Source organism: Klebsiella sp. X1-16S-Nf21 (assembly GCF_002837615.1).
GTDB classification, from domain to species: Bacteria; Pseudomonadota; Gammaproteobacteria; order Enterobacterales; family Enterobacteriaceae; genus Klebsiella; species Klebsiella variicola.
In genome coordinates this window covers 17,234-41,619 of the sequence record NZ_PJDK01000001.1, presented here as the reverse complement: position 1 = coordinate 41,619, position 24,386 = coordinate 17,234, and the positions used below count along the sequence as shown (strand labels likewise).

Below are 24,386 nucleotides of genomic sequence, written 5' to 3'. Positions count from 1 at the left end.
AGACTGACGATGACGTTCCCCTCCTCTTTCGCACCGCTCGCCGGGATCAGCCGCGCCCGACTCCCGGCCTGGGCGCTGCCCGACGGCTGGCCGACGCAGGCCAACGGTGAACCGCTGCTGGCGGACCTGGCCTTTCGCGACGGCCGGATTGCCGCATTGACCCCGACCGACCAGCCGACTCCCGGCCTGTGGGACCTGGCGGGGGCCCTGACGCTCCCCGGCCTGGTGGAACCTCATGCCCATCTGGACAAGACCTTTACCATTGAACGCTGCCGTCCGGCGCAGGCCGGGCTGCTGGCGGCGATCCACGCCATGCACGAGGATCGCCAGCACTGGACCGGGGCGGATATTCAACGTCGGGCGTCCGCCGCGCTGGCCCGGGCGGCAGCAAATGGTGTGACCTATTTGCGTAGCCATATCGACTGGTTTACCGCCGACGCACCGGACGCCTGGCAGGAGATCGCCCGCCTCGATACCGTCGGCATCACCCTGGAGCGGGTGGCGCTGGTCCCGCTGACCCTGTTTCGCGATCCGGCGGACGCCGGGGCCATTGCCCGAACGGTCGCCACCAGCGGGGAGGGCTGCCTGCTGGGCGGCTTCATCCACTCCTCCAACTGGGACGCCGCCGCCATGGCAAACCTGCTGGATAGCGCGGCCCGCTGGGATCTGGATCTGGATTTGCATATTGATGAGGAGCTCAGCGAAGTGTCTCAGGGGCTGACCTGGCTGGCGGACCATCTCTCCCGCCACCCTTTTCCCGGGCATATCTGCTGCAGCCACGGCTGCGCGCTGGCCGCCGGCAGCGACGAACAGGCGGCGCCGATCCTGCGCCAGCTGGCGGCGCACGGCGTCACCCTTATCGCTCTGCCGATGACCAACCTGCTGCTGCAGGATGCGACATTCGGTCGCACGCCGCGCCAGCGGGGGATCACCCTGCTGCACGAGGCGCAGGCCGCCGGCGTGGCCACCCTGCTCGGCTGCGACAACGTGCAGGACGCTTTTTGTCCGGCGGGAAGCTACGACCCGCTGGACACCCTGGCCTGCGGCCTGTTCAGCGCTCAGCTCAGCGACCTGTTCGACCGGCAGTCGCGGCTGATCTGCGATCGCGCGGCGCTAACCGGTTCGCCGGCAGACGCGGCGCCCTTTGCCATCGGCGCGGCGGCCAGCGTGGTGATTTTCCCGGGTAGCGACCGTTTTACCTGGCCTTTAAACAGCGCCGCCCGTCTGGTGGTTAACCACGGCAGGTTAACCCACCGGCGCGTGTGGCAAGAGGAGATGGCACATGAGTCTTGAAGCAGGCGCGGGGGCGCCGCTGGCGCGGTATGCCGCCTGGCGCAGAGCCGGCGATTTTATCTTTCTCTCCGGCATTATTCCGGTCAATCCCCTGAACGGCACCATCGTCAACGGCTTTCAGGATGTGCCTGAGTCGGTGCGAGAGCTGCTGGGGGCGACCGGCGAATTTTCAACCGATGCGAAACAGGGCCCGATCCTCGCCCAGAGCTGGTACGTCCTGGAAAGCATCCGCCGCACCGTGGAGTCCGCGGGAGGGCAGATGAGCGACGTTATCAAGCTGGTGCAGTACTTTCGCAACCTTGACCATTTTCCCTATTACAGCCGGGTCAGGAAGCTGTTTTATCCCGACCAGCCGCCCGTTTCCACCGTGGTCCAGGTCAGCGAAATGCTGCCCGACGCCACGGTATTGATTGAAGTTGAAGCGACCGTCTGGTTACCCCCGTCATTTAACTCCGAGGCTCCGCGATGATTAACGGTTACATTCCTGCAGCGCGCTTTCTCCCTTTTCTGAGCTGGACGGACGTGGCCGCCCTGCCGGATAAAAGCAACACGGTTATCGTCCTCCCCACCGGGGCGATCGAACAGCACGGCCCGCATCTGCCCTGCTCGGTGGACAGCGTGATCTCTTCCGGCGTGGCGGGCCATGCCCTCGCCCGGCTGCCGGCGGCGATCCCGGCCTACGCCATCCCGCCGATCGTCTACGGTAAGTCCGAGGAGCATCTGCATTTTCCCGGCACCCTGACCCTCAGCGGCGATACGCTGCTGCATACCCTGCTGGAGATCGCCGAATCCCTCTATCGGGCCGGTTTTCGCAAGCTGCTGATGATCAACGGCCACGGCGGCCAGCCGCAGATCCTGCAAATCGCCTGCCGGGAAATGCGCCTGCGCCACGGGGATTTCATCGCCATCCCGCACGATGTGTTCAACGTACCCAACTGCGAAAAACAGTTTCTCAGCCCGCATGAACAGCGGATGGCGATGCACGCCGGACATAGCGAAACGGCGCTGATGCTGGCGTTGGCCCCGGAGTGCGTTCATATGGAGCGGGCGGTCGCCAACTTCCCGCCGGAATTCCCCTGCCCGACCCTGTCGAAAGGCCGCCCGGCGGCGGCGTGGGCGTCGTATGACTTTGGCCCCAGCGGGGTGATTGGCGACCCGACCCCGGCGACGCGGGAGCAAGGCGAAGGGCTTCTCGACTCCCTCGCCGCCAGCTGGGCGCAAGCGATCATCGAGATCCACCGCATGGCCTGGGTCGAACGTCACGAACCGACCTGGGGCAAACAGCACTGGCACGGCTTTGTGCAGTCCCTACCCCCCTCTTTCGCTGCTGAATCCAAGGAGCCATGATGAATACCAGACCGACGCTCGTTTTTACCCTGCTGACCGTGGCCGCCCTCGCGACCTCAGCCTCCTGCTTCGCGGCGGAGAAGTTTACGTTTCTCACCAACTGGTATGCCCAGGCCGAGCACGGCGGGTTTTACCAGGCCCAGGCCACCGGGCTGTATCAGCACGCCGGTCTCGACGTCGAGATTAAAATGGGCGGCCCGCAGATCAACGTCATGCAGTTGATGGCGGCCGGCCAGGCCGATTGTACCCTTGGCGACAACGGTCAGGCGCTGGAGACCTGGCAGGCCGGGGTGCATGCGGTGACTGTCGCTACCGTGTTCCAGCACTCGCCGACGGTGTTTATCACCCATGACAAAGTGGAGAACCCGGCGGAGCTTAAAGACAAAACCTTCCTGCTCGCCACCGAGGCCTATACCTCTTTCTGGCCGTGGGCGAAGAGCGAGCTGGGTCTGGCTGGCAGCAAAGTGCGCCCCTATACCTTTAACGTCCAGCCGTTCCTCGCCGATAAAAACCTGGTGCAGCAGGGCTACGTGACCTCCGAGCCGTTCTCCGTCGCCAAAGGCGGGCAGCCGTTCTATGTCTATCCGCTCAGCGACTGGGGCTACCCGCCCTACGGCAACTCGATTATCTGTATGGCGGACACCATCCGCAAACGTCCGGCGGCGGTGGCGGCCTTCGTCAAAGCCTCCATGGAGGGCTGGAAAAGCTACCTGCAGGATCCCGCCCCCGGCAACAGTCTGATCGGTAAAGCAAATCCGCAAATGGGCGCCGAGCAGATCGCCTTTGGCATTGCCCAGATGAAGCAGTACCAGCTGGTGACCGGGGGCGATGCTAAGACCGGCGGCATCGGCATCATCACCGAGCCGCGGCTGAAGAAAACCTGGGACATGCTGGTGAAAAACAAGCTGATCGACGCCAGCAAGGTGCCGTTTGAGCAGACTTACACCCTGGAGATGGTCAAAGACGCCGGAGTGATGCCATGAATACCGCCCCGAAACTGACCGTGATGAGCGACACCCGCTTTATGCCCGCCTCTGCCACCCCGGCCATCGAGGTGCTGTCGGCGGAGAAGATCTACAGCAACGGTACCCGGGCGCTGCTGCCCGTCAACCTGACCATCAATCAGGGGGAGTTTATTACCCTGCTCGGCCCGTCCGGCTGCGGGAAGAGTACGCTGCTGAAGATGGTCGCCGGCCTGGTGGAGCCCAGCGACGGCAAGCTGATGCTGTGGCGGCGCGACAGCCGGGAGAAAGCCCAGCATCCGCTGTCGTTCGTCTTCCAGGAAGCCACCCTGATGCCGTGGAGCAGCGTGCGCAATAACGTCAGGCTGCCGCTGGATCTGGCCGGCGTGCCGCGCGCGGAAGGTAATACCCGGGTGAGTGAAGTCCTTGAACTGGTGGGGCTGGGCAAATTCGCCGACGTCCTGCCGCGCGAACTCTCCGGCGGCATGCAAATGCGCGTCTCCATCGCCCGCGGCCTGGTCACCCGGCCAAAGCTGCTGCTGATGGATGAGCCCTTCGGCGCGCTCGATGAAATTACGCGTAACAAACTCGACAGCGACCTGTTGCGTCTCTGGCAGGAGCAGAACCTGACGGTGGTGTTCGTCACCCACTCGATCCACGAAGCGGTGTTTCTCTCACAGCGGGTGATCATGATGGCGGCCCGTCCCGGACGGGTGGTCGAAGATATCGCCATCCGGGAGCCGTTCCCGCGCAGCGAGGCGTTCCGCGTCAGTCCGGCCTTTTCCCTGTATGCCCGTCAGCTGCAGGACAGTCTGTTGCAGGCCAGCCAGTCCGGTATGGAGTCATAATATGAAAAACACAACCTCAACGCCGTGGGTCCAGCATCCGCGTTTTCTCAAAATTCTCTATCCGACCCTCGTCGCGGTGGCGGTGGTGCTCCTGTGGCAGGGCGCGGTGAGCTATTTTCGCATCCCGGCCTTTCTGGTGCCGTCGCCGCTGGTGATGCTGGAAAGCCTGTGGACGCATCTCACGCCGCTGCTGCTGGCGCTGCTGTTCACCCTCAAGATCACCCTGATCTCGTTTCTGCTGTCGATTCTCATTGGCGCCGCGGTGGCGTTTATCCTGGTGCAGAACCGCTTTGTGGAAACCGCCCTGTTTCCCTACATCGTGTTTTTGCAGGTGACGCCGATTGTCGCCATCGCCCCACTGATCATCATCTGGGTGAAGGATGCCACGCTCTCGCTGGTGGTATGCGCCACCCTGATGGCGGTGTTTCCCATCATCTCCAATACCACTCAGGGACTGCGCAGCGTCTCCCCCGGCCTGCTGAGCTATTTTCGCCTCAATCACGCCAGCCGCTGGCAAACGCTGGTGCGGCTGCGTATCCCCTCGGCGCTGCCCTATTTCTTCGGCGCGCTGCGTATTTCCAGTGGGCTGTCGCTGATTGGCGCGGTGGTGGCGGAGTTTGTCGCCGGGACCGGCGGGACCAATACCGGTCTGGCCTATCAGATCCTGCAGGCTGGCTACCAGCTGGATATCCCGCTGATGTTTGCCGCGCTGCTGCTGATCTCTCTCGCCGGGATCGCGCTGTTTGGCGTGATGTCCTGGGTTTCGCGCCGGGCGCTCAGCGCCTGGCATGAAAGCGAAGCCGTGCAATCTCATTAATATTTTGCTGACGAACAGGAAGAAAAATGATGACTGATGAGCAGCGTCAACACGCGGTCGCGGCGATCCAGCAGGCACTCCCGACGCTGGAGTGGACCTTACAGCCGGCGAAGATCAAACGGCTTTCCCGCGATTTTCACTGGTTCAGTCCGGTACTCACTGAGCAACTGGCGGGGAAACAGGCGGACGCGGTGGTTCGCCCACGCGACGAAGAGGAGCTGCGCCAGCTGGTCGCCGCCTGCGCGCAGCACCAGCTGCCGCTGACGCTGCGCGGCAGCGCCACCGGCAACTATGGCCAACTGGTCCCCCTCGAAGGCGGGCTGCTGGTGGATATGACCGGACTCAACCAGATCGTCGCCCTCGGCAACGGCACGGTGCGCGCCCAGGCCGGCATTCGTCTGGCAGACATCGAAACCGCCGCCCGCCCAACGGGATGGGAGCTGCGCTGCATGCCGTCGACCTACCGCCTGGCGAGCCTGGGCGGCCTCTACGGCGGCGGGTTCGGCGGCATCGGCTCCATCAACTATGGGCCGCTGGCGGCGCCCGGCAATGTGCTCAGCGTCAAAGTGATGACCGTCGAGCCGGTCCCCCGCGTACTGACCATCCCGGCTCCCGAAGCGCTGCTGCTGCATCACGCCTACGGCACCAACGGCATTATCCTGGAGGTTGAGCTGGCGCTGGCGCCCGTGCACCAGTGGATTGAACGCCTGGACGTGTTTGACGATTTCGCCGATGCGCTGAACTATGCCAACGCCTGCGTCCGTTCGCCGGGGCTGGTAAAACGTCAGGTCGCGCTGCTGGCCACGCCGATCGCCGACTACTTTAGCCACCTCAACGATCGTTACCGCACCGGGCAGCATGCGGTTATCAGCCTGATCGCCGAGGAGAGCGAAGGACTCTGCGCCAGCCTGTTACAGCGCCATCGCGGGAGCAACGCCATCCGTCAGGCCAGCGACGAGGCCCGGACGCAAAACGCCTCGTTAATGGAATACTGCTGGAACCACACCACCCTGCATGCGCTCAAGGTGGACAATACGCTGACTTATCTCCAGACGGCGTTTGATCCGCTGCGCTATCCGCAGCAAATTTTACAGATGGAGCAGCACTTCGCCGGGGAGGTGATTTCCCATATTGAATTCCTGCGCGATATAGAGGGCAATCTCACCGCCAGCGGTCTGCAGCTGGTGCGCTATACCACGCCCGCGCGGCTCAACGCCATCATGCAGATATTTCGCGACAACGACGTCAAGATTAACAACCCCCACGTGCTGCAGGTTGAGGACGGCAAACAGGGCGTGATTCGCCCCGACGTCGTGGCGGTGAAACAGTCTCTCGACCCGGCGGGATTGCTTAACCCCGGCAAGCTGCGCGGCTGGGCGCTGCGCGACCAGCTGGAACTGGACAGCAACCCGCTGGCGCGAGCCACCCGCGAAAGCCCCACGACCTGAGCGTCCCATTCCGGGGCGCGCTAACCGGTCGCTGGCCCGTTTCTCTTCCTCCTGCCCGCGCGGCGAGTTTTTTTACGCCACTCATTCATATGAATGAGTGGCGTCTCTGTTTCCTCCGTTATACTCATCAAAAAAGCGACGATAAATTTATTATCACGGGTTAATTCCGCGGTTCAGTTTTCGTGTCGAATTAAATAGTTATTCCGAACACGCTCTGGCGGATTATTTATTACGCGCCCGACAAAAATAACCGTAAAATGAGTCGACATAAATTTGCCCTATGAATTAAGCACATGATAAAAACGTTGTAAATTATTTTTATTCAACACAGCAATAGTGAGGATAATATGAGCGATGCCATTTCTTCGCAACTTGAAAACATCATTACGATGCTGATCGCCATCAGTATCGCCTCGGAAAGACTGGTAGAGATAATCAAAGGGTATTTTCCCTGGCTTAATCTGGAAAATCAGGATCCGGTCATCGAAGGACGACGCAAATCTGCCCTGCAGATATTAGCGGTGGTTGCCGGTATTGTGACGGCGTTTTTGACCCAACCATTCGTCGCCGGCAGTTTCTCGGCCATTAAACATCCGGACCTGATGACATTATGTATTGGCCTGATGGCAAGCGGCGGATCGGCGTTCTGGAACGTCATTCTTAATTATCTGTTGCAAGTGAAAAACCTGAAAAAGCAACAAGTCAGCAGCGTGAAAGCAGACCCAGTAGCGGATGCAGTAGCCGATCCTGCCCCCCCTTCTCCGGTTTATCAGGACGTGGTTCATGGCGCAGAGCCGGTCAGCTCAAACCCCTGTTTCAATCCGGAGGGTAAATAACATGGTATGGCGTGTCGCAAAGAGTCTGCTGATACTCAGAGATCAGATTAATCAATATGCTCCGCATCGCAACACGGACAGCGATGGCACCATTGGTGATGAACATCATGCCCACACCAACTCGGATCATAATCCGCAGGTGATAGATGGAAATATTGGTGTGGTAACGGCTATCGATATTACCCACGATCCTCAACATAAATGTGATGCTCAGGCGATTGTCGATGCGTTGGTCGCCAGCAAAGACAAACGAATTAAATATATTATCTGGAACAAACGGATCATTAGCGCTTCTGTCCAGCCTTGGGTATGGCGGGATTACCATGGCGTCAGCCCGCACGATAAACATTTCCACTTATCCGTGGTGCCGGTGAAAGCGCTGTACGATTACACCTTACCGTGGCTGTTATTTAATCCACATAAAGAATGATCCAGTTTTTTTCCGATTACCGTGAGGCGAATATGACTCAACAAATCGACATTGAGAAAATAAAAGCGGCACTCAACGCCATTGAAGAACTCGAACAGATTGCCCGTTCAACGCAGCCGGCCGATATTAAAAATTTTTGTGTGGAATATAACAAAACATGGAAAAAGAAAGTGGATACCCTGCTGGCACTGATTATTGATGAACCCATCAGTTCGCTGTTAGTTAAACTGGTGCCTTACTTACCCACACTGCTGGTGATTATTAACATGCTAAAGGCGGGCGTTGAGCAATATTGTCAACTGCATCTCGCGGAGGAGCCTCCCGTAGATAAATAATTGCCACCCATCCGGCCAGGGCCTGCTCAGGCACTGGCCTCCCTCCCCACTACCCCATCTGTCCACGTTTCTCTCAGCCCAACGCCGACCTTATCCTGCGCCGGACAGTCCCGCCATATGGACGATAAGCCCTACCGCGGCGGCGGCGGCCAGTACCCAGGTCAGCTTCCACTTATAACGAAACAGCAGCCCGGCGGCGCCCAGGGCAATGGCCGCAGACCACGGGTCGAAACCGGATGGTCCCCAGACGCTATGCCAGATAAAAAACAGCGCCAGATTCAGGATAACGCCCACCACCGCGGCAGTGATGGCGGTCAACGGCGCGGTAAATCCCACCTTATTATGGGTCGTTTCAATAAACGGCCCGCCGGTGAGAATAAAGATGAACGAGGGCAAAAAGGTAAACCATGTCACCAGGCACGCCGCCGCGATGCCCCCCAGCAGCACATCATCGACGCCCAACACCGCTTTGGTGTAGCCGCCGACAAATCCGACAAAGGTTACCACCATGATCAACGGTCCGGGGGTCGATTCCCCAAGAGCGAGGCCGTCCATCATCTGCCCTGCCGTCAGCCAGCCATAGTGGGTCACCGCCCCCTGGTAAACATAAGGTAGGACGGCATATGCCCCGCCAAAGGTCATCAGCGCGGCTTTGGTAAAGAACCAGCTCATCTGGGTCAGCGGATGCGCCCAGCCCAGCATTAGCGTCAGGGCGGCCATCGGCACCAGCCACAGCAGCATCCCGGCGATCAGCACCTGAGAGGTGCGCCGCCAGCTGAAAATGGCATGGGCCGGGATCGGCGTCGTGTCATCAATGATGGCGGCTCCGCCAGGGTGACTCTGCGCACGGTGGGCGTCCGCTTTGCCGAATGTCGTCGGCGCCAGCCGTCCGCCGATAAAACCCACCAGTGCCGCGGCGAGGACGATCAGCGGAAAAGGAACGTTCAGCGCAAAAATAGCGACAAAGGCAGCGGCAGCGATAGCCCAGTAGGCACCATTTTTCAGCGCCCGCGAGCCGATGCGGTGCGCCGCCTGCAATACTATCGCCGCTACGGCGGGTTTGATGCCATAAAAGATCCCCGCCACCACGGCGACATCCCCCCAGACGAGGTAGATCCACGCCAGGGCGATAAGTAACACCAGCGAGGGCAAAATAAACAGCACCCCGGCGATGACGCCTCCCCAGGTTTTATGCATCAGCCAGCCGATGTAAGTCGCCAGCTGCTGGGCCTCCGGGCCGGGCAGGACCATACAAAAATTGAGCGCATGCAGGAATCGCCCTTCCGAGATCCAGCGTCGGTTATCCACCAGCTCCTGGTGCATCATGGCGATCTGCCCGGCAGGCCCGCCGAAGCTGATGAAGCCAAGCTTGAGCCAAAAGCGAAATGCCTGCCAGAAGGAGACGGAAGCGACGACGGAAGGACTGTCACTCTGCGGAAGAACGACCGTTTTGCTCATGATTGCCAGACCTCATTTCACAGGACCTCAGTAAGCCGTCGAACAGCGAGCAAGCTGCCGCCAGCAGTTGGTCATCGTCCGTAATGGTTTCCCGCAGCCCTGCAAGAATGCTTTCTACCCCCGCCGCCTCCGGGGTCGGTACCCCACCGACGTCCAGGAAGTGGATCAACCGTCCCAGACTGTCGGGGATCACCGCGTCCAGCGCAAAACGCCGGACCAGTACTTCGAAGGTCACCAGCGTGCCGACATGGCTGAATGGCGCGCCGTCAAAATCAAAACCGACCGCCGTCGCCGGACAGGTCTCGGGCGCGGCCAGCCACAGGAACCGCGCCTCGTCGTCAATAAAGCGCCGGATAAGCCAGGCGCTGGCCAGACGATCGACCCACGGGCGTCGGCGGGTGGCCCACAGCCGGCCGCGAAAGGCGCCTCTGTCCAGCAGGCTCAGTTCGCCCGCCACCGACTGCGGCTCGTTCGGCGATAGCCGCTGATTAATGACCTGCTCGATAGTGGCCAGTCGCTCAGCGGCTTGCTCCCGGGCGGCCCCCGGAAAGAAATCAATGGCCTCGATCCGCCGGTAGTCACGCTTAATTTTACGCAGTTGTTTGAGCTGAGCCGCCAGTTCGTCGTTGGATAACGTCCCCTGCAGCGCCTGCAGATCCTGCAACAGCGCGTCGTACTGTTCACGACGATCGAATAGCGGCCTGAGCGCCTCTTCTTCCGCCGCCTCAATCGTGAAAACATACCCGGTCCCCCCTTCCGCGCGGATCGCCTGGCAGGTGCTGAGGAAAGTGTCATAGCCCTGGCGCACGTCGGGCAGCAGATAGACCCCATCGCGCAGGACCGCTGCCCCGCTCTGCTTCAGGGTTCGCCAGACACGCATGCGCAGCGTGGCTTGAGACGTTGTCAGGTTAAGGATCAAGAGATGCATTGTCATGTTGTAGAGATTACTACAGCATGTAGCGTCTGTGACGTTTTTACGCGCAAGGAGTCAGATGAATTTCAGCAATGCATAGCTGAAAAAAGCAAAAGACGGCCTGCGCAGCGGCAGGCCAGGCGCTAAGCGCGGGATGGGGATAAGGGGCGCAGCAGCAGGGTCAACAACGCCACCGCAACCGGGACCAGGGAGCCCCACAGCACGGCGTTCCAGCCGAAGGCGTTGAGCAGAACCCCGGACGAAAACGACCCCACGATCATCACGCCGAAGACCAGAAAATCGTTGAGCGACTGAACCTGGGTCTTCTCTTCCGGGCGGTGGAAATCGATGATTTTCGCCGAGGCGCCGGTGAAGCCAAAGTTCCAGCCGATGCCGAGCAAAATCAGCGACAGCCAGTAATGATATACACCGAGACCGCTCAGGCCGACCGCCACCGACGCGGCGGTGATCAGCAATCCCGCCGCCGCCATTCGCACTGCGCCGAAGCGCTGGATCAGCCGGCCGGTGAAAAATCCCGGGCCGTACATCGCCATCACATGCCACTGGATCCCGAGGTTAGCGGCCTGCTGGGAAAGGCCGTGCATATGCATGGAGAGCGGCGCGGCGGTCATCAGAAAATTCATCACCATATAGGCCACCGCGCCGCTGAATACCGTGGTGGCAAAACCCGGCTGGCGGACAATCTCGCGCAGCGGCCGCCCACCGCGCACGCTGGTCGCGGTGGGCTCCGCCGGCGTCACCCCTCTCAACAGAAAGGCGGCCAGCACTGCAACCAGCGCCTGAGCGAGGAAGGTGACGGCGAAGGTATGTGCCGGCCAGAGGTGCATGGTGCCGGTGACCAGCATCGGGCCAATGATCCCGGCGGCCACACCGCCGCCCATCACCAGCGACAGCGCGCGAGCCCGGCGCGCCGGGGCGACGCCGTCGGTGGCGGCAAAACGAAAACTGAGCGCCACGGCGGCATAGGCGCCGCCGAGCATCGCGGCGAGACAAAACAGCAGAAAAGAATTCAGCACTACCGCCAGGGCGGCCGCCAGTCCGGTCACCATCCCGGCGCCGGTGCCGAGCCTGAACGCCGCTTTGCGGCCCCGCGTTCGCGCCAGCGCGCCGAAAGGCAGAATGGAGGCCGCCATCCCCAGCACAAACAGGGTGATCGGCAGCGTGGCCAGCGACGGGCTGGGGGCAATCGCGTTACCCACTATCGCGCCGGTAGCGTAGAAGACCACCGAGTTGGCGCCGGCCAGCGCCTGAGCGGCAGCCAGGCGAAGGATATTTTTGTTCTGCACCGCCAGCGGCAGCATGTGTTCTGTAGACATCCGTTGTTTTCACCGGTTTGAGAGTGGCGCCAGGCTGGCCGTCTGGCATCGCGCCCTGTTTGTTGGGTTCCCTGACCGTTACCTTAGCCGCAAAATACGCTTTTGCACCATAGCGAATCGCAATATTACCCGGCGATCTGGCCCCTCTTCTGCGTCAGATCGCCGGGCCGGGCTTCGCCGCCCGTTTTATTCCGGGGATCCGTCGCGCCGCGCGGCGGCAAATTTCGCCGCGATCATTGCGGCCGTCGGCTGGACGCCGCCCAGACTCCACTGCTCCGGGTCATGTTCGTCAATGCGGATCCAGACGGACTGACGGAACTGCGGATCGCCCTGCCCCTCAATCTCCACCAGCAGATCGGTCATCCGTCGCAGCAGCTCACTTTTCTGTTCCGCGGTCATGATCCCTTTAATGGTTTGCACGTTAACAAATGGCACGCTATTCTCCTTAGCATCTAGGTCTAAAATTCAAACTCAGAGTAGAAGGTCAATCTCGCGATGTCAAAAAATAAATCACTGCCCTACCTCGACCCGGCGCTGTGCGGCCTGGCGGAAGGGGCGAAAATCCTCGGCGACCGCTGGGTGCTGTTGATCCTCCGCGAGGCGTTTTACGGCGTGACGCGCTTTGAAACGGTGCTGTCGCACACCCATATTACCCGCCAGACGCTCACCACCCGGTTAAAAACCATGACCGAAACGGGATTGCTCAGCAAAGTGCCCTACCGGGAAGCCGGCTCCCGCGAACGGTATGAATATGTTCTGACTGATAAAAGCCGTAGCCTGGCGCTGGTGCTGTTCGCCCTGATGGAATGGGGCCATCAGCACGTGCTGCACAGTGCGCCGCATATAGCATTGGTGGACAGCGCCAGCGGCGAGGCTGTCCATCCGGGGTTTATTACTGCCAGCGGCACCGTGGCGAGCCCCGCCGCCCTGCAGATCGTCAAGGCAGACGAACGCTAATAGCGCCGCTACAGAACTTTCGTACGCCTCTGGCGAAAGCCGCCGCAAGCGGGTATGTTGCATAGCCACGGTACCCGACGAGCGCGGGACATTTTTGTTTCATCGAACTGTGCGATAAAGGATGAAGGTATCCGGTGACCATTCCGACGCGCAGATCGCGCATGCTAAAGGTAGAAAATGTCGCTTCGTTCTCTGCGGGCTTTATGTCTGACCAGCTTTTTTATTGCCGACGTGCGCGACGGCCTCGGCCCGTTTCTGGGGATCTTTCTCACCCAGCGTCACTGGCTGGCGGAGGACATTGGCCTGCTGATGTCCGTCGGCGGTATCGCCGGCCTGCTGGCGACCCTGCCCGCCGGCTTCATCACCGACAGCTCGCGGCATAAGCGCTTGCTGCTGGCCGGGGTCTGCCTGGTGATCACCCTCACCACCCTGCTGCTCTGGTTTAGTCAGAAGACCAGCGTGGTCGCCCTCTCGCAAGTCGCCAGCGGCATCTGCGCGGCCTTTGTCGGACCGCTGATCGCCGGGATTACCCTCGGTCTTGCCAGACAGCGCGGCTTTAGCGCCCAGATGGGGAAAAACGAAGCCTTCAACCACGCGGGAAATTTCTTCACCGCGCTAATGGCCGGGGCTATCGCCTGGTACTGGGGCATCGGCGGCATTTTCATTCTGATGGCCTGTACCACGCTGCTTACCCTGGTCGCCCTGCTGGCGATCCGCGGCGGCGATATCGACGATGACGCCGCCCGCGGCATCGAAGCGGCATCCACGCCCTCCCTGCCGGGGTTTGCCATCCTGTTCCGCCATACGCCGCTGCTGATCGCCGGCGTAACCCTGATGCTGTTCCATCTCGCCAATGCCGCACTGTTGCCGATGCTGAGCATGCGGATCGCCGCCGCGCCGGGACACCTCAATCCCGGACTGTTTGCCGCCGCCACGGTGATTATTTCGCAGGTGGTGATGATCCCGGTGGCCATCCGGGTCGCCGGCAGCATCGACAAATACGGTTACTGGCGATGCATCCTGCTGGCGCTGCTGATCATGCCCATCCGGGCGGCGCTGGCGGCGTCCAGCGACGCCCCGGCGATGATGGTCCCGGTGCAAATTCTTGATGGCCTGGCGGCAGGGATTTTGGGGGTGGCGGTGCCCAGCTTTATCGTCTCGCTGCTGCGCGGCAGCGGGCACGTTAACGCTGGACAGAGCGTGGTGATGCTGATGCAGGGCGCCGGGGCGGCAATGAGTCCGGCGTTAACGGGGTCTATCGCCGGGCACTACTCCTATGCCACCGCCTTCGGCGTGCTGAGCGTTATCGCGATTGTCGCCCTGATGGTATGGTGGCGCAGCGCTCCGCTGCTCACCGTCTCCGCGTCACCGCCAGTCGGCGAGAGCGGGCAGTAACCTACGGCACAGCGACCTGGGGAGAGAGGAAATCGCCAGCCGGGTAGCAGCCCCCTGCAGCCCGGCTGGCGTATGAGAGGCGTTAATTCACCCGTGCTTGCAACGTAATGTGCTGCAGGGCGTTCGCCATATCTATCTGAATCAGATCCTTGACACCTTCGCGCTTAATAAACTGGCTCCGGTGCTTACTTTTCACCTCTTCAATACTTTTTTTGATCTCTTGCGCCGGTAATTTATACCAGCCGCGAGCCTGTTTCTCACCACCCATTTCCAGCCACAGCGATGAATAACTGGCTTTCACCAGATCGCTTTTCACGTGGTAATCGGAATCGATCGCGTAGACCGTGGTGATGCTGAAATAACGCAGGAAACCATACAGCACGCTCATGATGATATTTTTCGGCCGCGCGCCATGCAGCTCTTTAGTCAGCACCTTCACTTCGTCATTGGTGATATCTTTTCCGCCCTGGATGCCGCCAATATAGGCGCGGCCATCGTCGGTACAGGAAAAACAGACGCTATAGACGCGCCGGTCACCGAGAAACAGCTGCAGCATCAGCTCGCCCTCCTCCTGAAACGGCGACGCCAACAGTTTAACGTCAAGATTATCGCCATTTTTCAAAGGAATAGAGAACATCGCGCGACCAAAATCCGCCACATTGTACAGCTGCGGCAGGACATCAGGGTGAAACGTTTTCTCAATAAAATTCAGTGAACCGTGGGCAATATCCAGCTTGCGTCGTTTTGACAGCCGTTTATTGAGATACGCTTTAAACGGTTTATCCTCAAAAGGCACCAGCCCTTTGGTCACGGCGGTCAACCGCGCACACTGATATTTTGCACAAAGTTCTTGATATTCTCTGTATTTACCTCCTGCGAGCGAGAGCTCTCTGCATTTTCGTAAAACTTTTTTATAGTTTATTTTGACCTGACCGATCACTTTATTATGTTTACGCCATTCTTTGATGGCGCCTGCAACAGTATGTTCCATTGATTAAGATCCATAGATTCATCCATAATCGCGGCCATATTAACATAAAAGCTTTTCGTCAACGCTTAATTACTCCTTCGTTGTCCTTTCATTTAATATATACACAGGAAATCATTCTGTATGGTGATTAACAAAGCCAACTCCCGCCTGTCAACGGTTATTTATGGTAGGGAAAGCCTGCCGCCCCGCGACTTAACGCTCTGTGCGTTCGGCGCGCAGAGCGGCTACATCCGCTGGCGGTTTTGCCCTATACTTGACGCTGATTAAAAACCAGCGACGATAGGTAACTTATGGAAATTGATCTCGACAACCTGGTCTTCAGCGGCCTGGATGAAGCGGAAGAACGCAACGCGGAGCGTCTGGAAGAAGCGGACAAAAAAGCGCAGGCGATCGTTGCCGATGACGATTGCGGCGACGCCTGCAAAATCTGATTGTCAAACCGGCCAGCAGGCCGGTTTTTTTTTGCCCCTCCCGCCTGCTCAGGTCGGCAAGAACCCTTTCAGCGTATCCAGCAGCGCCTGCGCCGCCTTCGACAGCGGCATATGCCCGGCATGGATCGCGCCGACGCACTTCTCAATCGGCGGATCGCTGAGCGGGATGCAGACGGCCCCCAGGGACGTCATCTGCGTTTTACACAGCGCCGGTACCGCGCTGCCCCCCAGGCCGCTGGCCACCATTCTCCCCACCGTCACCAGCTGGTGACTCTCCAGCGCTACGTCCAGCTGGCGACCGCTGCGCGCCAGCGCCTCCTCCAGCATCAGGCGTACCGCCGAGGGACGCTGCAGGGTAATAAAATCGAGGGTCAACAGCTCCTGCCAGGTGAGCTGCTTTTTCTTCGCCAGCGGGGATTGCCGGGGAACGATCGCCACGAAGCGGTCCACCGCCAGCGGGGTAAACAGCAGGTTGTGGGTGGGCGATGGCTCGAAGGCAATACCCATCTCCACTCGCCCCTCGCGCACCATCTCGATCACCTGCTCATTAATCACATCATGCACCGTGACGTTCACGCCGGCATAGCGGTCGCGAAAGGCCTTCAGCGCCTCCGGCAGGACGTTGGCCGCAAACGACGGCATCGCGGCCACCGAAATTTTACCCCGTTGCAGGGTAAAGCTCTGACGCATGGCCTCCTCGACGTTATCCCAGTCGGCCAGCAGCTGACGGGCCATCGGCAGAAAGAGTTCCCCCTCCTGGGTAAGGGTCACTTTGCGGGTGCTGCGCTGCAGCAGCGCGCCGCCCAGCGCCTCCTCTAACCCTTTGATGGTCAAACTGAGGGCTGGCTGCGACAAATTGAGCCTTTCGCTGGCGTGGGCGAAATTCAGAGTGTGAGCTACCGCTAAAAACGCGCGTAACTGTTTGACACTCATTCTCATTTTTCTTCCTGTTAACTAATTGAAAAAAATTAGTTAACAGGAAATTAATTAAAATTCCAAATGAGTGGGTCACAAATTCAAAATTATCAAATCAGTCTCCAGCGCCAATGATAAGGCTATCGCAAGGCAGGAGAGACAAGATGGCAGGACTGGATAAACGCGTCGCCAGCTATGAAGCGGCGCTGGAAGGGTTAACGGACGGCATGACGCTGCTCGCCGGCGGTTTCGGCCTGTGCGGCATTCCCGAGAATTTGATCGCCGAGGTGCAGCGTCGCCAGGTGCAGGGGCTGACGGTGGTCTCCAATAACTGCGGCGTCGACGGCTTCGGTCTCGGTATGCTGCTGGAGTCACGCCAGATCAGCAAGGTGGTGGCCTCTTACGTCGGGGAGAACGCGCTGTTTGAACAGCTGGTGCTGAGCGGTGAGCTGGCGGTTGAGCTCACTCCTCAGGGAACGCTGGCCGAAAAAATTCGCGCCGGCAGCGCCGGGATCCCCGGTTTTTACACCGCCACCGGCTATGGCACCCCGGTCGCCGAAGGCAAAGAGGTTCGCCAGTTCGCCGGCAGGCACTACATCCTTGAAGAGGCGATCCGCGGCGATTTCGCGCTGGTCAAAGGCTGGAAAGCCGACTGGTACGGCAATGTGGTATATCGCCATACCGCGCAGAATTTCAACCCGCTGATGGCCACCGCCGGGCGTATTACGGTGGTGGAGGTGGAAGAGATTGTACCGCCGGGCGAACTGCCGCCCTCCGCCATCCACACCCCGGGGATCTATGTCGACCGGCTGATCGTCGGGCAATTTGAAAAACGTATTGAGCAGCGCACCCTGCGTGCCGGAGGGAAGTGAGATGCTGACCCGTGAACAAATGGCGATGCGCGTCGCCCAGGAGCTGCGCGACGGCGACTACGTCAACCTCGGGATCGGTATCCCGACGCTGGTGGCCAATTACATTCCCGCCGGTATTGAGGTGATGCTCCAGTCGGAGAACGGCCTGCTGGGGATGGGCGAATTTCCAGACGAAGCCACGATCGACGCCGACATGATTAACGCCGGCAAGCAGACCGTCACCGCGCAAACCGGGGCGGCCATCTTCGACTCCGCTCAGTCGTTCGCCATGATCCGCGGCGGCCACGTTGACCTGACCGTTCTTGGCGCCTTTGAGGTCGACGTCGCGGGCAACATCGCCTCATGGATGATCCCTGGAAAAATGGTCAAGGGGATGGGCGGCGCCATGGACCTGGTAGCCGGCGCGCAGAACATCATCGTGGTGATGACCCACGCCTCAAAAAACGGCGAATCCAAACTGCTGCCGCAGTGCACCCTGCCGCTCACTGGCGTGGGCTGTATTCGCCGGGTGCTCACCGATCTGGCCCTGCTGGACATTGTCGACGGCGCGTTTGTCCTGCGCGAAGTGGCCCCGGGAGTGAGCCCCGACGAGGTGATGCGTAAAACGGCGGGACGACTGATCGTGGCCGACGATGTGCGCGAAATGCGCTTCAGCTAAGGAGAGACCATGACCGATATTGCCATTGTTGCTGCAGTACGCACCCCGGTCGGCAGCTTTCGCGGCGCCTTCGCCCCTCTTTCCGCCGTCGACCTCGGCGCCGCGGTGGTACGCAGCCTGCTTGAACGCGGCCAGTTGCCCGCCGCGGCGGTGGACGAACTGATTTTCGGCCAGGTGCTCACCGCCGGCTGCGGGCAGAACCCGGCGCGCCAGACCGCGCTGCGGGCCGGCCTGCCGGTGGACACCCCGGCGGTGACCGTCAATCTGGTGTGCGGCTCCGGGCTGAAAGCGGTTCAGCAGGCGGTGCAGGCGATCCGCTGCGGCGACGCCGAGATCGTCATCGCCGGCGGCCAGGAGAGCATGAGCAATGCCCCCTATCTGATGCACGGCGCACGCGAAGGCCTGCGTTTCGGCCATGCCAGCCTGCAGGACAGCATGATTCTGGACGGCCTGTGGGACGCCTTTAACGACTACCACATGGGCATTACCGCCGAGAATCTGGCTGATGCCTTCGACATCAGCCGTGAGCGCCAGGATGCCTTTGCCGCCGGGTCCCAGCGCAAAGCGGCGGCCGCCATCGCCGCCGGACGCTTTCGCGAGGAGATCGTCCCGGTCAGCGTCCCGCAGGGCAAAAAGCCGCCGCGTGTCGTGACTGACGACGAGCAACCGCGCCCGGAGACCAGCGAGCAGCAGCTGGCCCAGCTGCGCCCGGCGTTTCGTCCCGCTGACGGCAGCGTCACTGCCGGAAACGCCTCGTCGCTGAACGACGGCGCCGCGGCGGTCCTGCTGATGCGCGTCGATAAAGCGCACGAGCTCGGGCTACCGGTGCTGGCGCGCATTGTCAGCTCAGCGGTCGCCGGGGTCGACCCATCGGTGATGGGCATCGGCCCGGTGAGCGCCTGCCGTAAAGCGCTGCAGCGCGCCGGCTGGACGCTGGACGAGGTGGATCTTATCGAAGCTAACGAGGCTTTTGCCGTCCAGGCGCTGGCCGTCGGTCAGCTGCTTGAGTGGGATAGCGAGAAGGTCAACGTCAACGGCGGCGCCATCGCCCTTGGCCATCCCATCGGCGCCTCCGGCTGCCGGATCCTCGTCAGCCTGGTGCATGAGATGCAGCGCCGGGGCGCCAGCAAAGGGCTGGCAACCCTGTGCGTCGGCGGCGGCCAGGGCATCGCCATGACTCTACAACGTTAACAGGAGCCACTATGTTTACACCACGCCTGGCGGTACTCGGCGCGGGACTGATGGGCGTCGGCATCGCCTGCCATTTCGCCCGTCACGGTCACGTCGTCCGCCTGTATGACACCGACCCGCAACGTCTCGCCGAGGTTCCGGCGGTGGCCAGCGCTATCCTGCGCGAGCTGGAGGCGAGCGGCCAGCAGGATCCCGCCGACCGCGACGCTGTGCTGGCCCGTCTGACCCCCACCCCGGCGCTGAATGCCCTGGCCGATGCCACGCTGCTGATAGAAGCGATCCCCGAGCGGCTGGCGCTGAAGCACGCCCTGTATGCCGAACTGGAAACGCTGATCGCCGACGAGGCGATTATCGCCAGCAACACCAGCGGCCTGCCGCCGGACTCGCTGGCGCAGGGCATGCGCCACCCTGAACGGCTGCTGATCGCCCACTTCTGGCATCCGCCGCACCTGATCCCGCTGGTGGAAGTGGTGCCCGGGAGCGCCACACTGCCCCATCTGGCGCGCCAGGTGAGCGACTTTTGCGCCGCCTGCGCGCTGGAAGCGGTGGTGCTCAATCGCGCCGCGCCGGGCTTTGTCGGCAACCGGCTGCAGTTCGCCCTGCTGCGCGAAGCGCTGCATATCGTCCACAGAGGCATTGCCTCTGCCGAGGTGGTGGACCAAGTGATGCGCGCCTCGCTGGGCCGCCGCTATGCGATGGTCGGCCCGCTGGAGGCAGCGGACATGACCGGGCTGGCGACGGTCCAGGATATCTGCCAGCACCTGCTGCCGGAGCTGGCCAGCGGGAGCGAGATGATGTCGCTGGTGGCGGAAAAGGTGGCGCGAGGCGACACCGGCGCCCGCAGTGGACAAGGCTTTTACCGCTGGGATGAGGCGCGGCAACAGCGCATCCAGTCGCGCCGGGAACATCAGCTTCGCTACGCCCTGAAGCCCTAGTATCGCGTTCTGTACCCCTACAATAACAATGAGAGTGAGACGTCGTGATGAGTGTGATAATTGCCCTGGCCGCACTGGCGTTACTGATGCTGGCGGCCTACCGTGGATACAGCGTGATCCTCTTTGCGCCGATCGCCGCCCTCGGCGCGGTGCTGGTCACCGACCCGAGCGCGGTCGGCCCGGCCTTTACCGGCCTGTTTATGGAAAAAATGGTCGGCTTTGTGAAGCTCTATTTCCCGGTGTTTCTGCTGGGCGCCGTGTTCGGCAAGCTGATTGAGCTGTCGGGATTCTCGCGGTCGATTGTCGCCGCCGCCATCCGCATCCTCGGACGCCGCCACGCGATCCCGGTGATCGTGCTGGTGTGCGCCCTGCTGACCTACGGCGGGGTGTCGCTGTTTGTGGTGGCTTTTGCCGTCTACCCCTTCGCCGCCGAACTGTTTCGCCAGAGCGGGATCCCCAAACGGCTGATTCCGGCCACCGTCGCCCTCGGGGCATTCTCGTTTACCATGGACGCCCTGCCCGGCACGCCGCAGATCCAGAATATTATCCCCACCAGTTTCTTCGGCACCAACGCCTGGGCGGCCCCCTGGCTGGGGCTTATCGGCTCGCTGTTCATTATCATTTTTGGCTTGCTGTGGCTGGAGCGTCAGCGCCGCAAAGCGCAGGCCCGCGGCGAAGGCTATGGGACCGACCTGCAAAATGAGCCGGAGACCCCGGATGACATCGATCTGCCGCATCCGCTGATCGCTATCGCCCCGTTGCTGTTAGTGGGGGTGCTGAATCTGCTGTTTACCCACTGGATCCCGCAGTGGTACGGCGCCAGCCATGAGCTCACCCTGCCGGGTCTGGCGAAGCCTGTCGTCACCGAAGTAGGGAAAATCACCGCTATCTGGGCGGTGCAGGCGGCGCTGCTCTCCGGCATTGTGCTGGTGCTGGTCTGCGGCTATCGCAATATCCGCGGCCGGCTGGCGGAGGGGAGCCGAACGGCGGTGGGCGGGGCTATTCTCGCGGCGATGAACACCGCCTCTGAGTACGGATTCGGCGCGGTTATCGCCGCCCTGCCGGGTTTCCTGGTGCTGTCGAAAGCCCTCGCGGCCATTCCCAATCCGCTGTTAAACGAGGCGATCAGCGTCACGGTGCTGGCCGGGATCACCGGCTCGGCCTCCGGGGGGATGAGCATCGCGCTGGCGGCGATGTCCGAGACCTTTGTCGCCGCCGCCCACGCCGCCAATATTCCGCTCGAGGTCCTGCACCGTGTCGCCGCCATGGCCAGCGGCGGCATGGACACCCTACCGCATAACGGGGCGGTGATCACCCTGCTGGCGATCACCGGCCTGAGCCATCGCCAGGCCTACGGCGGTATTTTCGCCATCACGGTGATCAAAAGCCTCGCGGTACTGTTTGTCATTGTCACGTTCTATGTGACCGGCATTGTCTGATACCCGATTGAAGGAGTAATAAAATGAATTTGCACGGTAAAACAGCGCTGGTCACCGGCTCCACCAGCGGCATCGGTTTAGGGATCGCCAAAGTGCTGGCTCAGGCGGGCGCGCAGGTGATCCTCAATGGCTTCGGCGACAGCAGCCACGCCCGGGCTGAAGTCGCCGCGCTGGGTAAGATCCCCGGCTATCACGACGCCGACCTGCGCGACGTCGGGCAGATCGAGGCGATGATGCACTATGCCGAAAGCACCTTCGGCGGCGTCGATATCGTGATCAATAACGCCGGCATCCAGCACGTCGCCCCGGTGGAGCAGTTCCCGGTGGACAAATGGAACGACATCATCGCGATCAATCTCTCCAGCGTCTTCCACACCACCCGCCTGGCGCTGCCGGGCATGCGCCAGCGCAACTGGGGGCGCATCATCAACATAGCCTCAGTGCATGGCCTGGTGGCGTCGAAAGAGAAATCGGCCTACGTCGCCGCCAAGCACGCGGTGGTCGGGCTGACCAAAACCGTGGCCCTGGAAACCGCGCGCAGCGGCATCACCTGCAATGCCATCTGCCCGGGCTGGGTGCTGACCCCGCTGGTGCAGCAGCAGATCGATAAGCGCATCGCCGAGGGGGTCGACCCGGAGCAGGCCAGCGCCCAGCTTCTGGCGGAAAAACAGCCCTCCGGGGAGTTTGTCACCCCGCAGCAACTGGGCGAAATGGCGCTGTTTCTGTGCAGCGATGCCGCTGCCCAGGTGCGCGGCGCCGCATGGAATATGGATGGCGGCTGGGTGGCGCAGTAAGCCGCTGGCGCCGCGAAGATCAGAACATCGCCAGAAAGCGTTTCACCGTGCGTGAGCGCTCGAAGCGCCGCCAGGCGATGGCGATATCGGTCTTCAGCGGCGCCCCACTGAGCGGGTGATAGCTGACGTTCGGCTGTTGAATGCAGGTCATCGACTGCGGGACCAGCGCGAAGCCGAACCCGGCATTGACCATGCTCAGCGACGACGAAATCTGCGACGACTGCCAGGCACGCTCCATGTCGATCCCGGCGCGCAGGCAGCTGTTGTACACCAGCTCATACAGCCCGGGGGCCACCTCCCGCGGGAAGAGGATCGGCGCCACGTCGCACAGCTGTTCCAGGGCCAGGGTCGGCTGCGTCGCCAGCGGGTTATCGCGCGGCAGCGCGATGACCATCGGCTCCTCATCAATAATCCGCAGATTAAAGGCTTTACTGCTCTCGCACGGCAGACGGACGAAGGCGATATCCAGCTCGGCCTCGCTCAGGGCGGTCATCAGATTGGCCATATTGTCTTCCATCTGGTGCAGGGTCACCCCGGGGTGGTCGAGCTGAAAGCGGTGCAGCAACGTGAAGATTTGCGGATGGAAAGCATCAGAACTGGTAATGCCTAGCGACAGGCTGCCGTTCATCCCGCGCGCAATGCCCTTGGCCTTCTCCAGCGCCGCATCGCTCATGGCGAGGATCTGGCGGGCATCCTCATAGAACGACTCTCCCGCTTCCGTCAGCTCCACCCCGCGGGTTAAACGCCGAAACAGCGGGGTCCCCACCTCTCGTTCAAGTCGCTGAATTTGCTGACTTAACGGAGGTTGTGAAATACCCAGCTCCTTGGCGGCCTGGGTGAAGTGCCGCGTCCTGGCGACGGCGACAAAATAACGAAGATAACGAAGTTCCATATCGAAAACGTCTCAAACCAGCATGGTTTCTATATTGGAACTGTGAGCTGAATCGGGTCAACATTTATTTAACCTTTCTTATATTTGTTGAACGAGGAAGTGGTATATGAATCACTCTGCTGAATGCACCTGCGAAGAGAGTCTGTGCGAAACCCTACGGGCGTTTTCCGCGCAGCATCCCGAGAGCGTGCTCTATCAGACATCGCTAATGAGCGCCCTGCTGAGCGGGGTTTACGAAGGCAGCACCACCATCGCGGACCTGCTGAAACACGGCGATTTCGGCCTCGGCACCTTTAATGAGCTGGACGGGGAGCTGATCGCCTTCAGCAGTCAGGTCTATCAGCTGCGCGCCGACGGCAGCGCGCGCAAAGCCCAGCCGGAGCAGAAAACGCCGTTCGCGGTGATGACCTGGTTCCAGCCGCAGTACCGGAAAACTTTCGACCATCCGGTGAGCCGCCAACAACTGCACGACGTTATTGACCAGCAAATTCCCTCTGACAACCTGTTCTGCGCCCTGCGCATCGACGGCCATTTCCGCCATGCCCATACCCGCACCGTGCCGCGCCAGACGCCGCCGTACCGGGCGATGACCGACGTCCTCGACGATCAGCCGGTGTTCCGCTTTAACCAGCGCGAAGGGGTGCTGGTCGGCTTCCGTACCCCGCAGCATATGCAGGGGATCAATGTCGCCGGGTATCACGAGCACTTTATTACCGATGACCGCAAAGGCGGCGGTCACCTGCTGGATTACCAGCTCGATCACGGGGTGCTGACCTTCGGCGAAATTCACAAGCTGATGATCGACCTGCCCGCCGACAGCGCGTTCCTGCAGGCCAATCTGCATCCCGATAATCTCGATGCCGCCATCCGTTCCGTAGAAAGTTAAGGGGTT

General features: G+C 61.1%; 27 protein-coding genes. 20 read left to right on the top strand and 7 right to left on the bottom strand.

The features are described from left to right. The first annotated feature begins 9 nt into the window (after window positions 1–9). From CW267_RS00230 to CW267_RS00185, 10 genes are all read left to right on the top strand, one after another. Window positions 10–1,293, top strand: coding sequence for an amidohydrolase family protein (locus tag CW267_RS00230; RefSeq protein ID WP_072124715.1), 1,284 nt, complete (start codon window positions 10–12; stop codon window positions 1,291–1,293). Beyond that, entirely contained in the window at window positions 1,283–1,762 is a 480-nt protein-coding gene (locus CW267_RS00225) for a RidA family protein (protein WP_032421426.1), read from the top strand. Before CW267_RS00230 ends, CW267_RS00225 begins: the two co-directional genes overlap by 11 nt. Then, on the top strand, window positions 1,759–2,640 hold the full coding sequence (locus CW267_RS00220) for a creatininase family protein (RefSeq protein WP_016161231.1): 882 nt from the start codon (window positions 1,759–1,761) through the stop codon (window positions 2,638–2,640). Before CW267_RS00225 ends, CW267_RS00220 begins: the two co-directional genes overlap by 4 nt. Further along, window positions 2,640–3,623, top strand: coding sequence for an ABC transporter substrate-binding protein (locus CW267_RS00215; protein WP_072124714.1), 984 nt, complete (start codon window positions 2,640–2,642; stop codon window positions 3,621–3,623). Before CW267_RS00220 ends, CW267_RS00215 begins: the two co-directional genes overlap by 1 nt. Then, window positions 3,620–4,450, top strand: coding sequence for an ABC transporter ATP-binding protein (locus tag CW267_RS00210; RefSeq protein ID WP_008804567.1), 831 nt, complete (start codon window positions 3,620–3,622; stop codon window positions 4,448–4,450). The genes CW267_RS00215 and CW267_RS00210 overlap by 4 nt, the downstream gene beginning before the upstream one ends. A 1-nt stretch (window position 4,451) precedes the next feature. Continuing rightward, the gene (locus tag CW267_RS00205) at window positions 4,452–5,267 is read left to right on the top strand and encodes an ABC transporter permease (RefSeq protein ID WP_049162721.1); all 816 of its coding nucleotides are present in this window, start codon (window positions 4,452–4,454) and stop codon (window positions 5,265–5,267) included. A 26-nt stretch (window positions 5,268–5,293) separates the two neighbouring features. Next, window positions 5,294–6,715, top strand: a complete 1,422-nt coding sequence (locus CW267_RS00200; protein ID WP_043875164.1) for an FAD-binding oxidoreductase — start codon at window positions 5,294–5,296, stop codon at window positions 6,713–6,715. Between the two features lie 347 nt (window positions 6,716–7,062). Further along, complete coding sequence (locus tag CW267_RS00195) at window positions 7,063–7,551, top strand: hypothetical protein (protein ID WP_023322768.1); 489 nt, start codon at window positions 7,063–7,065, stop codon at window positions 7,549–7,551. Window position 7,552: 1 nt separating this feature from the next. Further along, on the top strand, window positions 7,553–7,981 hold the full coding sequence (locus CW267_RS00190; protein ID WP_015958548.1) for a hypothetical protein: 429 nt from the start codon (window positions 7,553–7,555) through the stop codon (window positions 7,979–7,981). Window positions 7,982–8,013: 32 nt separating this feature from the next. Beyond that, window positions 8,014–8,316, top strand: coding sequence for a hypothetical protein (locus CW267_RS00185; protein WP_051975541.1), 303 nt, complete (start codon window positions 8,014–8,016; stop codon window positions 8,314–8,316). Between the two features lie 90 nt (window positions 8,317–8,406). Here the strand turns inward: CW267_RS00185 and chrA are convergent, their stop codons facing one another. The 4 genes from chrA to CW267_RS00165 all read right to left on the bottom strand — a co-directional run bounded on the left by chrA (window position 8,407) and on the right by CW267_RS00165 (window position 12,459). Further along, on the bottom strand, window positions 8,407–9,774 hold the full coding sequence (chrA, locus tag CW267_RS00180; protein ID WP_048963791.1) for a chromate efflux transporter: 1,368 nt from the start codon (window positions 9,772–9,774) through the stop codon (window positions 8,407–8,409). Then, a complete protein-coding gene (locus CW267_RS00175) occupies window positions 9,743–10,702 on the bottom strand; it encodes a chromate resistance protein ChrB domain-containing protein (RefSeq protein ID WP_100780919.1) in 960 nt (319 codons plus the stop codon). Before CW267_RS00175 ends, chrA begins: the two co-directional genes overlap by 32 nt. 128 nt (window positions 10,703–10,830) lie before the next feature. Continuing rightward, on the bottom strand, window positions 10,831–12,024 hold the full coding sequence (locus CW267_RS00170) for an MFS transporter (RefSeq protein ID WP_227521827.1): 1,194 nt from the start codon (window positions 12,022–12,024) through the stop codon (window positions 10,831–10,833). Between the two features lie 186 nt (window positions 12,025–12,210). Beyond that, complete coding sequence (locus CW267_RS00165) at window positions 12,211–12,459, bottom strand: tautomerase family protein (protein WP_004175772.1); 249 nt, start codon at window positions 12,457–12,459, stop codon at window positions 12,211–12,213. A gap of 60 nt (window positions 12,460–12,519) precedes the next feature. Here CW267_RS00165 and CW267_RS00160 point away from each other — a divergent pair, with 60 nt between their 5' ends. Then, the gene (locus CW267_RS00160) at window positions 12,520–12,981 is read left to right on the top strand and encodes a winged helix-turn-helix transcriptional regulator (RefSeq protein WP_100780920.1); all 462 of its coding nucleotides are present in this window, start codon (window positions 12,520–12,522) and stop codon (window positions 12,979–12,981) included. 177 nt (window positions 12,982–13,158) lie between these two features. Continuing rightward, entirely contained in the window at window positions 13,159–14,376 is a 1,218-nt protein-coding gene (locus tag CW267_RS00155; protein ID WP_100780921.1) for an MFS transporter, read from the top strand. An 82-nt stretch (window positions 14,377–14,458) separates the two neighbouring features. Here the strand turns inward: CW267_RS00155 and CW267_RS00150 are convergent, their stop codons facing one another. Next, complete coding sequence (locus CW267_RS00150; protein WP_016161239.1) at window positions 14,459–15,367, bottom strand: DUF535 family protein; 909 nt, start codon at window positions 15,365–15,367, stop codon at window positions 14,459–14,461. Window positions 15,368–15,657: 290 nt separating this feature from the next. Here CW267_RS00150 and CW267_RS00145 point away from each other — a divergent pair, with 290 nt between their 5' ends. Next, window positions 15,658–15,798, top strand: a complete 141-nt coding sequence (locus CW267_RS00145) for a hypothetical protein (RefSeq protein ID WP_002908189.1) — start codon at window positions 15,658–15,660, stop codon at window positions 15,796–15,798. 48 nt (window positions 15,799–15,846) lie between these two features. Here the strand turns inward: CW267_RS00145 and CW267_RS00140 are convergent, their stop codons facing one another. Beyond that, window positions 15,847–16,737, bottom strand: coding sequence for a LysR family transcriptional regulator (locus tag CW267_RS00140; RefSeq protein WP_012541468.1), 891 nt, complete (start codon window positions 16,735–16,737; stop codon window positions 15,847–15,849). 140 nt (window positions 16,738–16,877) lie between these two features. Between CW267_RS00140 and CW267_RS00135 the strand changes: the two genes are divergently transcribed. Genes CW267_RS00135 through CW267_RS00110 form a run of 6 tightly spaced genes read left to right on the top strand, consistent with a single transcriptional unit; the run spans window position 16,878 to window position 22,602 of the window. Further along, window positions 16,878–17,585 carry a CoA transferase subunit A gene (locus CW267_RS00135; RefSeq protein ID WP_100780922.1) on the top strand — a complete coding sequence of 236 codons (708 nt, stop codon included), beginning with the start codon at window positions 16,878–16,880 and terminating at the stop codon, window positions 17,583–17,585. 1 nt (window position 17,586) lies between these two features. Continuing rightward, window positions 17,587–18,243 (top strand): CoA transferase subunit B, encoded by a 657-nt coding sequence (locus CW267_RS00130; RefSeq protein WP_012541466.1) that lies wholly within the window; start codon window positions 17,587–17,589, stop codon window positions 18,241–18,243. A 9-nt stretch (window positions 18,244–18,252) separates the two neighbouring features. Further along, complete coding sequence (locus CW267_RS00125) at window positions 18,253–19,434, top strand: acetyl-CoA C-acetyltransferase (protein ID WP_043875158.1); 1,182 nt, start codon at window positions 18,253–18,255, stop codon at window positions 19,432–19,434. Window positions 19,435–19,445: 11 nt separating this feature from the next. After that, window positions 19,446–20,369: a 3-hydroxyacyl-CoA dehydrogenase family protein gene (locus CW267_RS00120; RefSeq protein ID WP_100780923.1), complete on the top strand. Its 924-nt coding sequence runs from the start codon at window positions 19,446–19,448 to the stop codon at window positions 20,367–20,369. A 44-nt stretch (window positions 20,370–20,413) separates the two neighbouring features. After that, window positions 20,414–21,808: a GntP family permease gene (locus CW267_RS00115; protein WP_206053235.1), complete on the top strand. Its 1,395-nt coding sequence runs from the start codon at window positions 20,414–20,416 to the stop codon at window positions 21,806–21,808. Window positions 21,809–21,831: 23 nt separating this feature from the next. Beyond that, window positions 21,832–22,602 carry a 3-hydroxybutyrate dehydrogenase gene (locus CW267_RS00110; RefSeq protein ID WP_008804550.1) on the top strand — a complete coding sequence of 257 codons (771 nt, stop codon included), beginning with the start codon at window positions 21,832–21,834 and terminating at the stop codon, window positions 22,600–22,602. 19 nt (window positions 22,603–22,621) lie between these two features. Here CW267_RS00110 and CW267_RS00105 read toward each other — a convergent pair whose 3' ends face one another. Continuing rightward, window positions 22,622–23,494 (bottom strand): LysR family transcriptional regulator, encoded by an 873-nt coding sequence (locus CW267_RS00105; RefSeq protein ID WP_008804549.1) that lies wholly within the window; start codon window positions 23,492–23,494, stop codon window positions 22,622–22,624. 106 nt (window positions 23,495–23,600) lie between these two features. On the opposite strand from CW267_RS00105, the gene budA reads away from it, so the two are divergent. Then, the gene (budA, locus tag CW267_RS00100; RefSeq protein ID WP_008804548.1) at window positions 23,601–24,380 is read left to right on the top strand and encodes an acetolactate decarboxylase; all 780 of its coding nucleotides are present in this window, start codon (window positions 23,601–23,603) and stop codon (window positions 24,378–24,380) included. The last annotated feature ends 6 nt before the right edge of the window (window positions 24,381–24,386 follow it).

What these genes read in the sequence shown, in the direction of transcription:
- CW267_RS00155 (WP_100780921.1), top strand. Translation starts at nt 13,159, where the DNA reads ATGTCGCTTCGTTCTCTGCGGGCTTTATGTCTGACCAGCTTTTTTATT.
- budA (WP_008804548.1), top strand. Translation starts at nt 23,601, where the DNA reads ATGAATCACTCTGCTGAATGCACCTGCGAAGAGAGTCTGTGCGAAACC.
- CW267_RS00225 (WP_032421426.1), top strand. Translation starts at nt 1,283, where the DNA reads ATGAGTCTTGAAGCAGGCGCGGGGGCGCCGCTGGCGCGGTATGCCGCC.
- CW267_RS00140 (WP_012541468.1), bottom strand. Translation starts at nt 16,737, where the DNA reads ATGAGAATGAGTGTCAAACAGTTACGCGCGTTTTTAGCGGTAGCTCAC.
- CW267_RS00170 (WP_227521827.1), bottom strand. Translation starts at nt 12,024, where the DNA reads ATGTCTACAGAACACATGCTGCCGCTGGCGGTGCAGAACAAAAATATC.
- CW267_RS00135 (WP_100780922.1), top strand. Translation starts at nt 16,878, where the DNA reads ATGGCAGGACTGGATAAACGCGTCGCCAGCTATGAAGCGGCGCTGGAA.
- CW267_RS00210 (WP_008804567.1), top strand. Translation starts at nt 3,620, where the DNA reads ATGAATACCGCCCCGAAACTGACCGTGATGAGCGACACCCGCTTTATG.
- CW267_RS00105 (WP_008804549.1), bottom strand. Translation starts at nt 23,494, where the DNA reads ATGGAACTTCGTTATCTTCGTTATTTTGTCGCCGTCGCCAGGACGCGG.
- CW267_RS00120 (WP_100780923.1), top strand. Translation starts at nt 19,446, where the DNA reads ATGTTTACACCACGCCTGGCGGTACTCGGCGCGGGACTGATGGGCGTC.
- CW267_RS00230 (WP_072124715.1), top strand. Translation starts at nt 10, where the DNA reads ATGACGTTCCCCTCCTCTTTCGCACCGCTCGCCGGGATCAGCCGCGCC.
- CW267_RS00145 (WP_002908189.1), top strand. Translation starts at nt 15,658, where the DNA reads ATGGAAATTGATCTCGACAACCTGGTCTTCAGCGGCCTGGATGAAGCG.
- chrA (WP_048963791.1), bottom strand. Translation starts at nt 9,774, where the DNA reads ATGAGCAAAACGGTCGTTCTTCCGCAGAGTGACAGTCCTTCCGTCGTC.
- CW267_RS00205 (WP_049162721.1), top strand. Translation starts at nt 4,452, where the DNA reads ATGAAAAACACAACCTCAACGCCGTGGGTCCAGCATCCGCGTTTTCTC.
- CW267_RS00190 (WP_015958548.1), top strand. Translation starts at nt 7,553, where the DNA reads ATGGTATGGCGTGTCGCAAAGAGTCTGCTGATACTCAGAGATCAGATT.
- CW267_RS00200 (WP_043875164.1), top strand. Translation starts at nt 5,294, where the DNA reads ATGATGACTGATGAGCAGCGTCAACACGCGGTCGCGGCGATCCAGCAG.
- CW267_RS00150 (WP_016161239.1), bottom strand. Translation starts at nt 15,367, where the DNA reads ATGGAACATACTGTTGCAGGCGCCATCAAAGAATGGCGTAAACATAAT.
- CW267_RS00185 (WP_051975541.1), top strand. Translation starts at nt 8,014, where the DNA reads ATGACTCAACAAATCGACATTGAGAAAATAAAAGCGGCACTCAACGCC.
- CW267_RS00215 (WP_072124714.1), top strand. Translation starts at nt 2,640, where the DNA reads ATGAATACCAGACCGACGCTCGTTTTTACCCTGCTGACCGTGGCCGCC.
- CW267_RS00160 (WP_100780920.1), top strand. Translation starts at nt 12,520, where the DNA reads ATGTCAAAAAATAAATCACTGCCCTACCTCGACCCGGCGCTGTGCGGC.
- CW267_RS00130 (WP_012541466.1), top strand. Translation starts at nt 17,587, where the DNA reads ATGCTGACCCGTGAACAAATGGCGATGCGCGTCGCCCAGGAGCTGCGC.
- CW267_RS00125 (WP_043875158.1), top strand. Translation starts at nt 18,253, where the DNA reads ATGACCGATATTGCCATTGTTGCTGCAGTACGCACCCCGGTCGGCAGC.
- CW267_RS00110 (WP_008804550.1), top strand. Translation starts at nt 21,832, where the DNA reads ATGAATTTGCACGGTAAAACAGCGCTGGTCACCGGCTCCACCAGCGGC.
- CW267_RS00195 (WP_023322768.1), top strand. Translation starts at nt 7,063, where the DNA reads ATGAGCGATGCCATTTCTTCGCAACTTGAAAACATCATTACGATGCTG.
- CW267_RS00175 (WP_100780919.1), bottom strand. Translation starts at nt 10,702, where the DNA reads ATGCATCTCTTGATCCTTAACCTGACAACGTCTCAAGCCACGCTGCGC.
- CW267_RS00220 (WP_016161231.1), top strand. Translation starts at nt 1,759, where the DNA reads ATGATTAACGGTTACATTCCTGCAGCGCGCTTTCTCCCTTTTCTGAGC.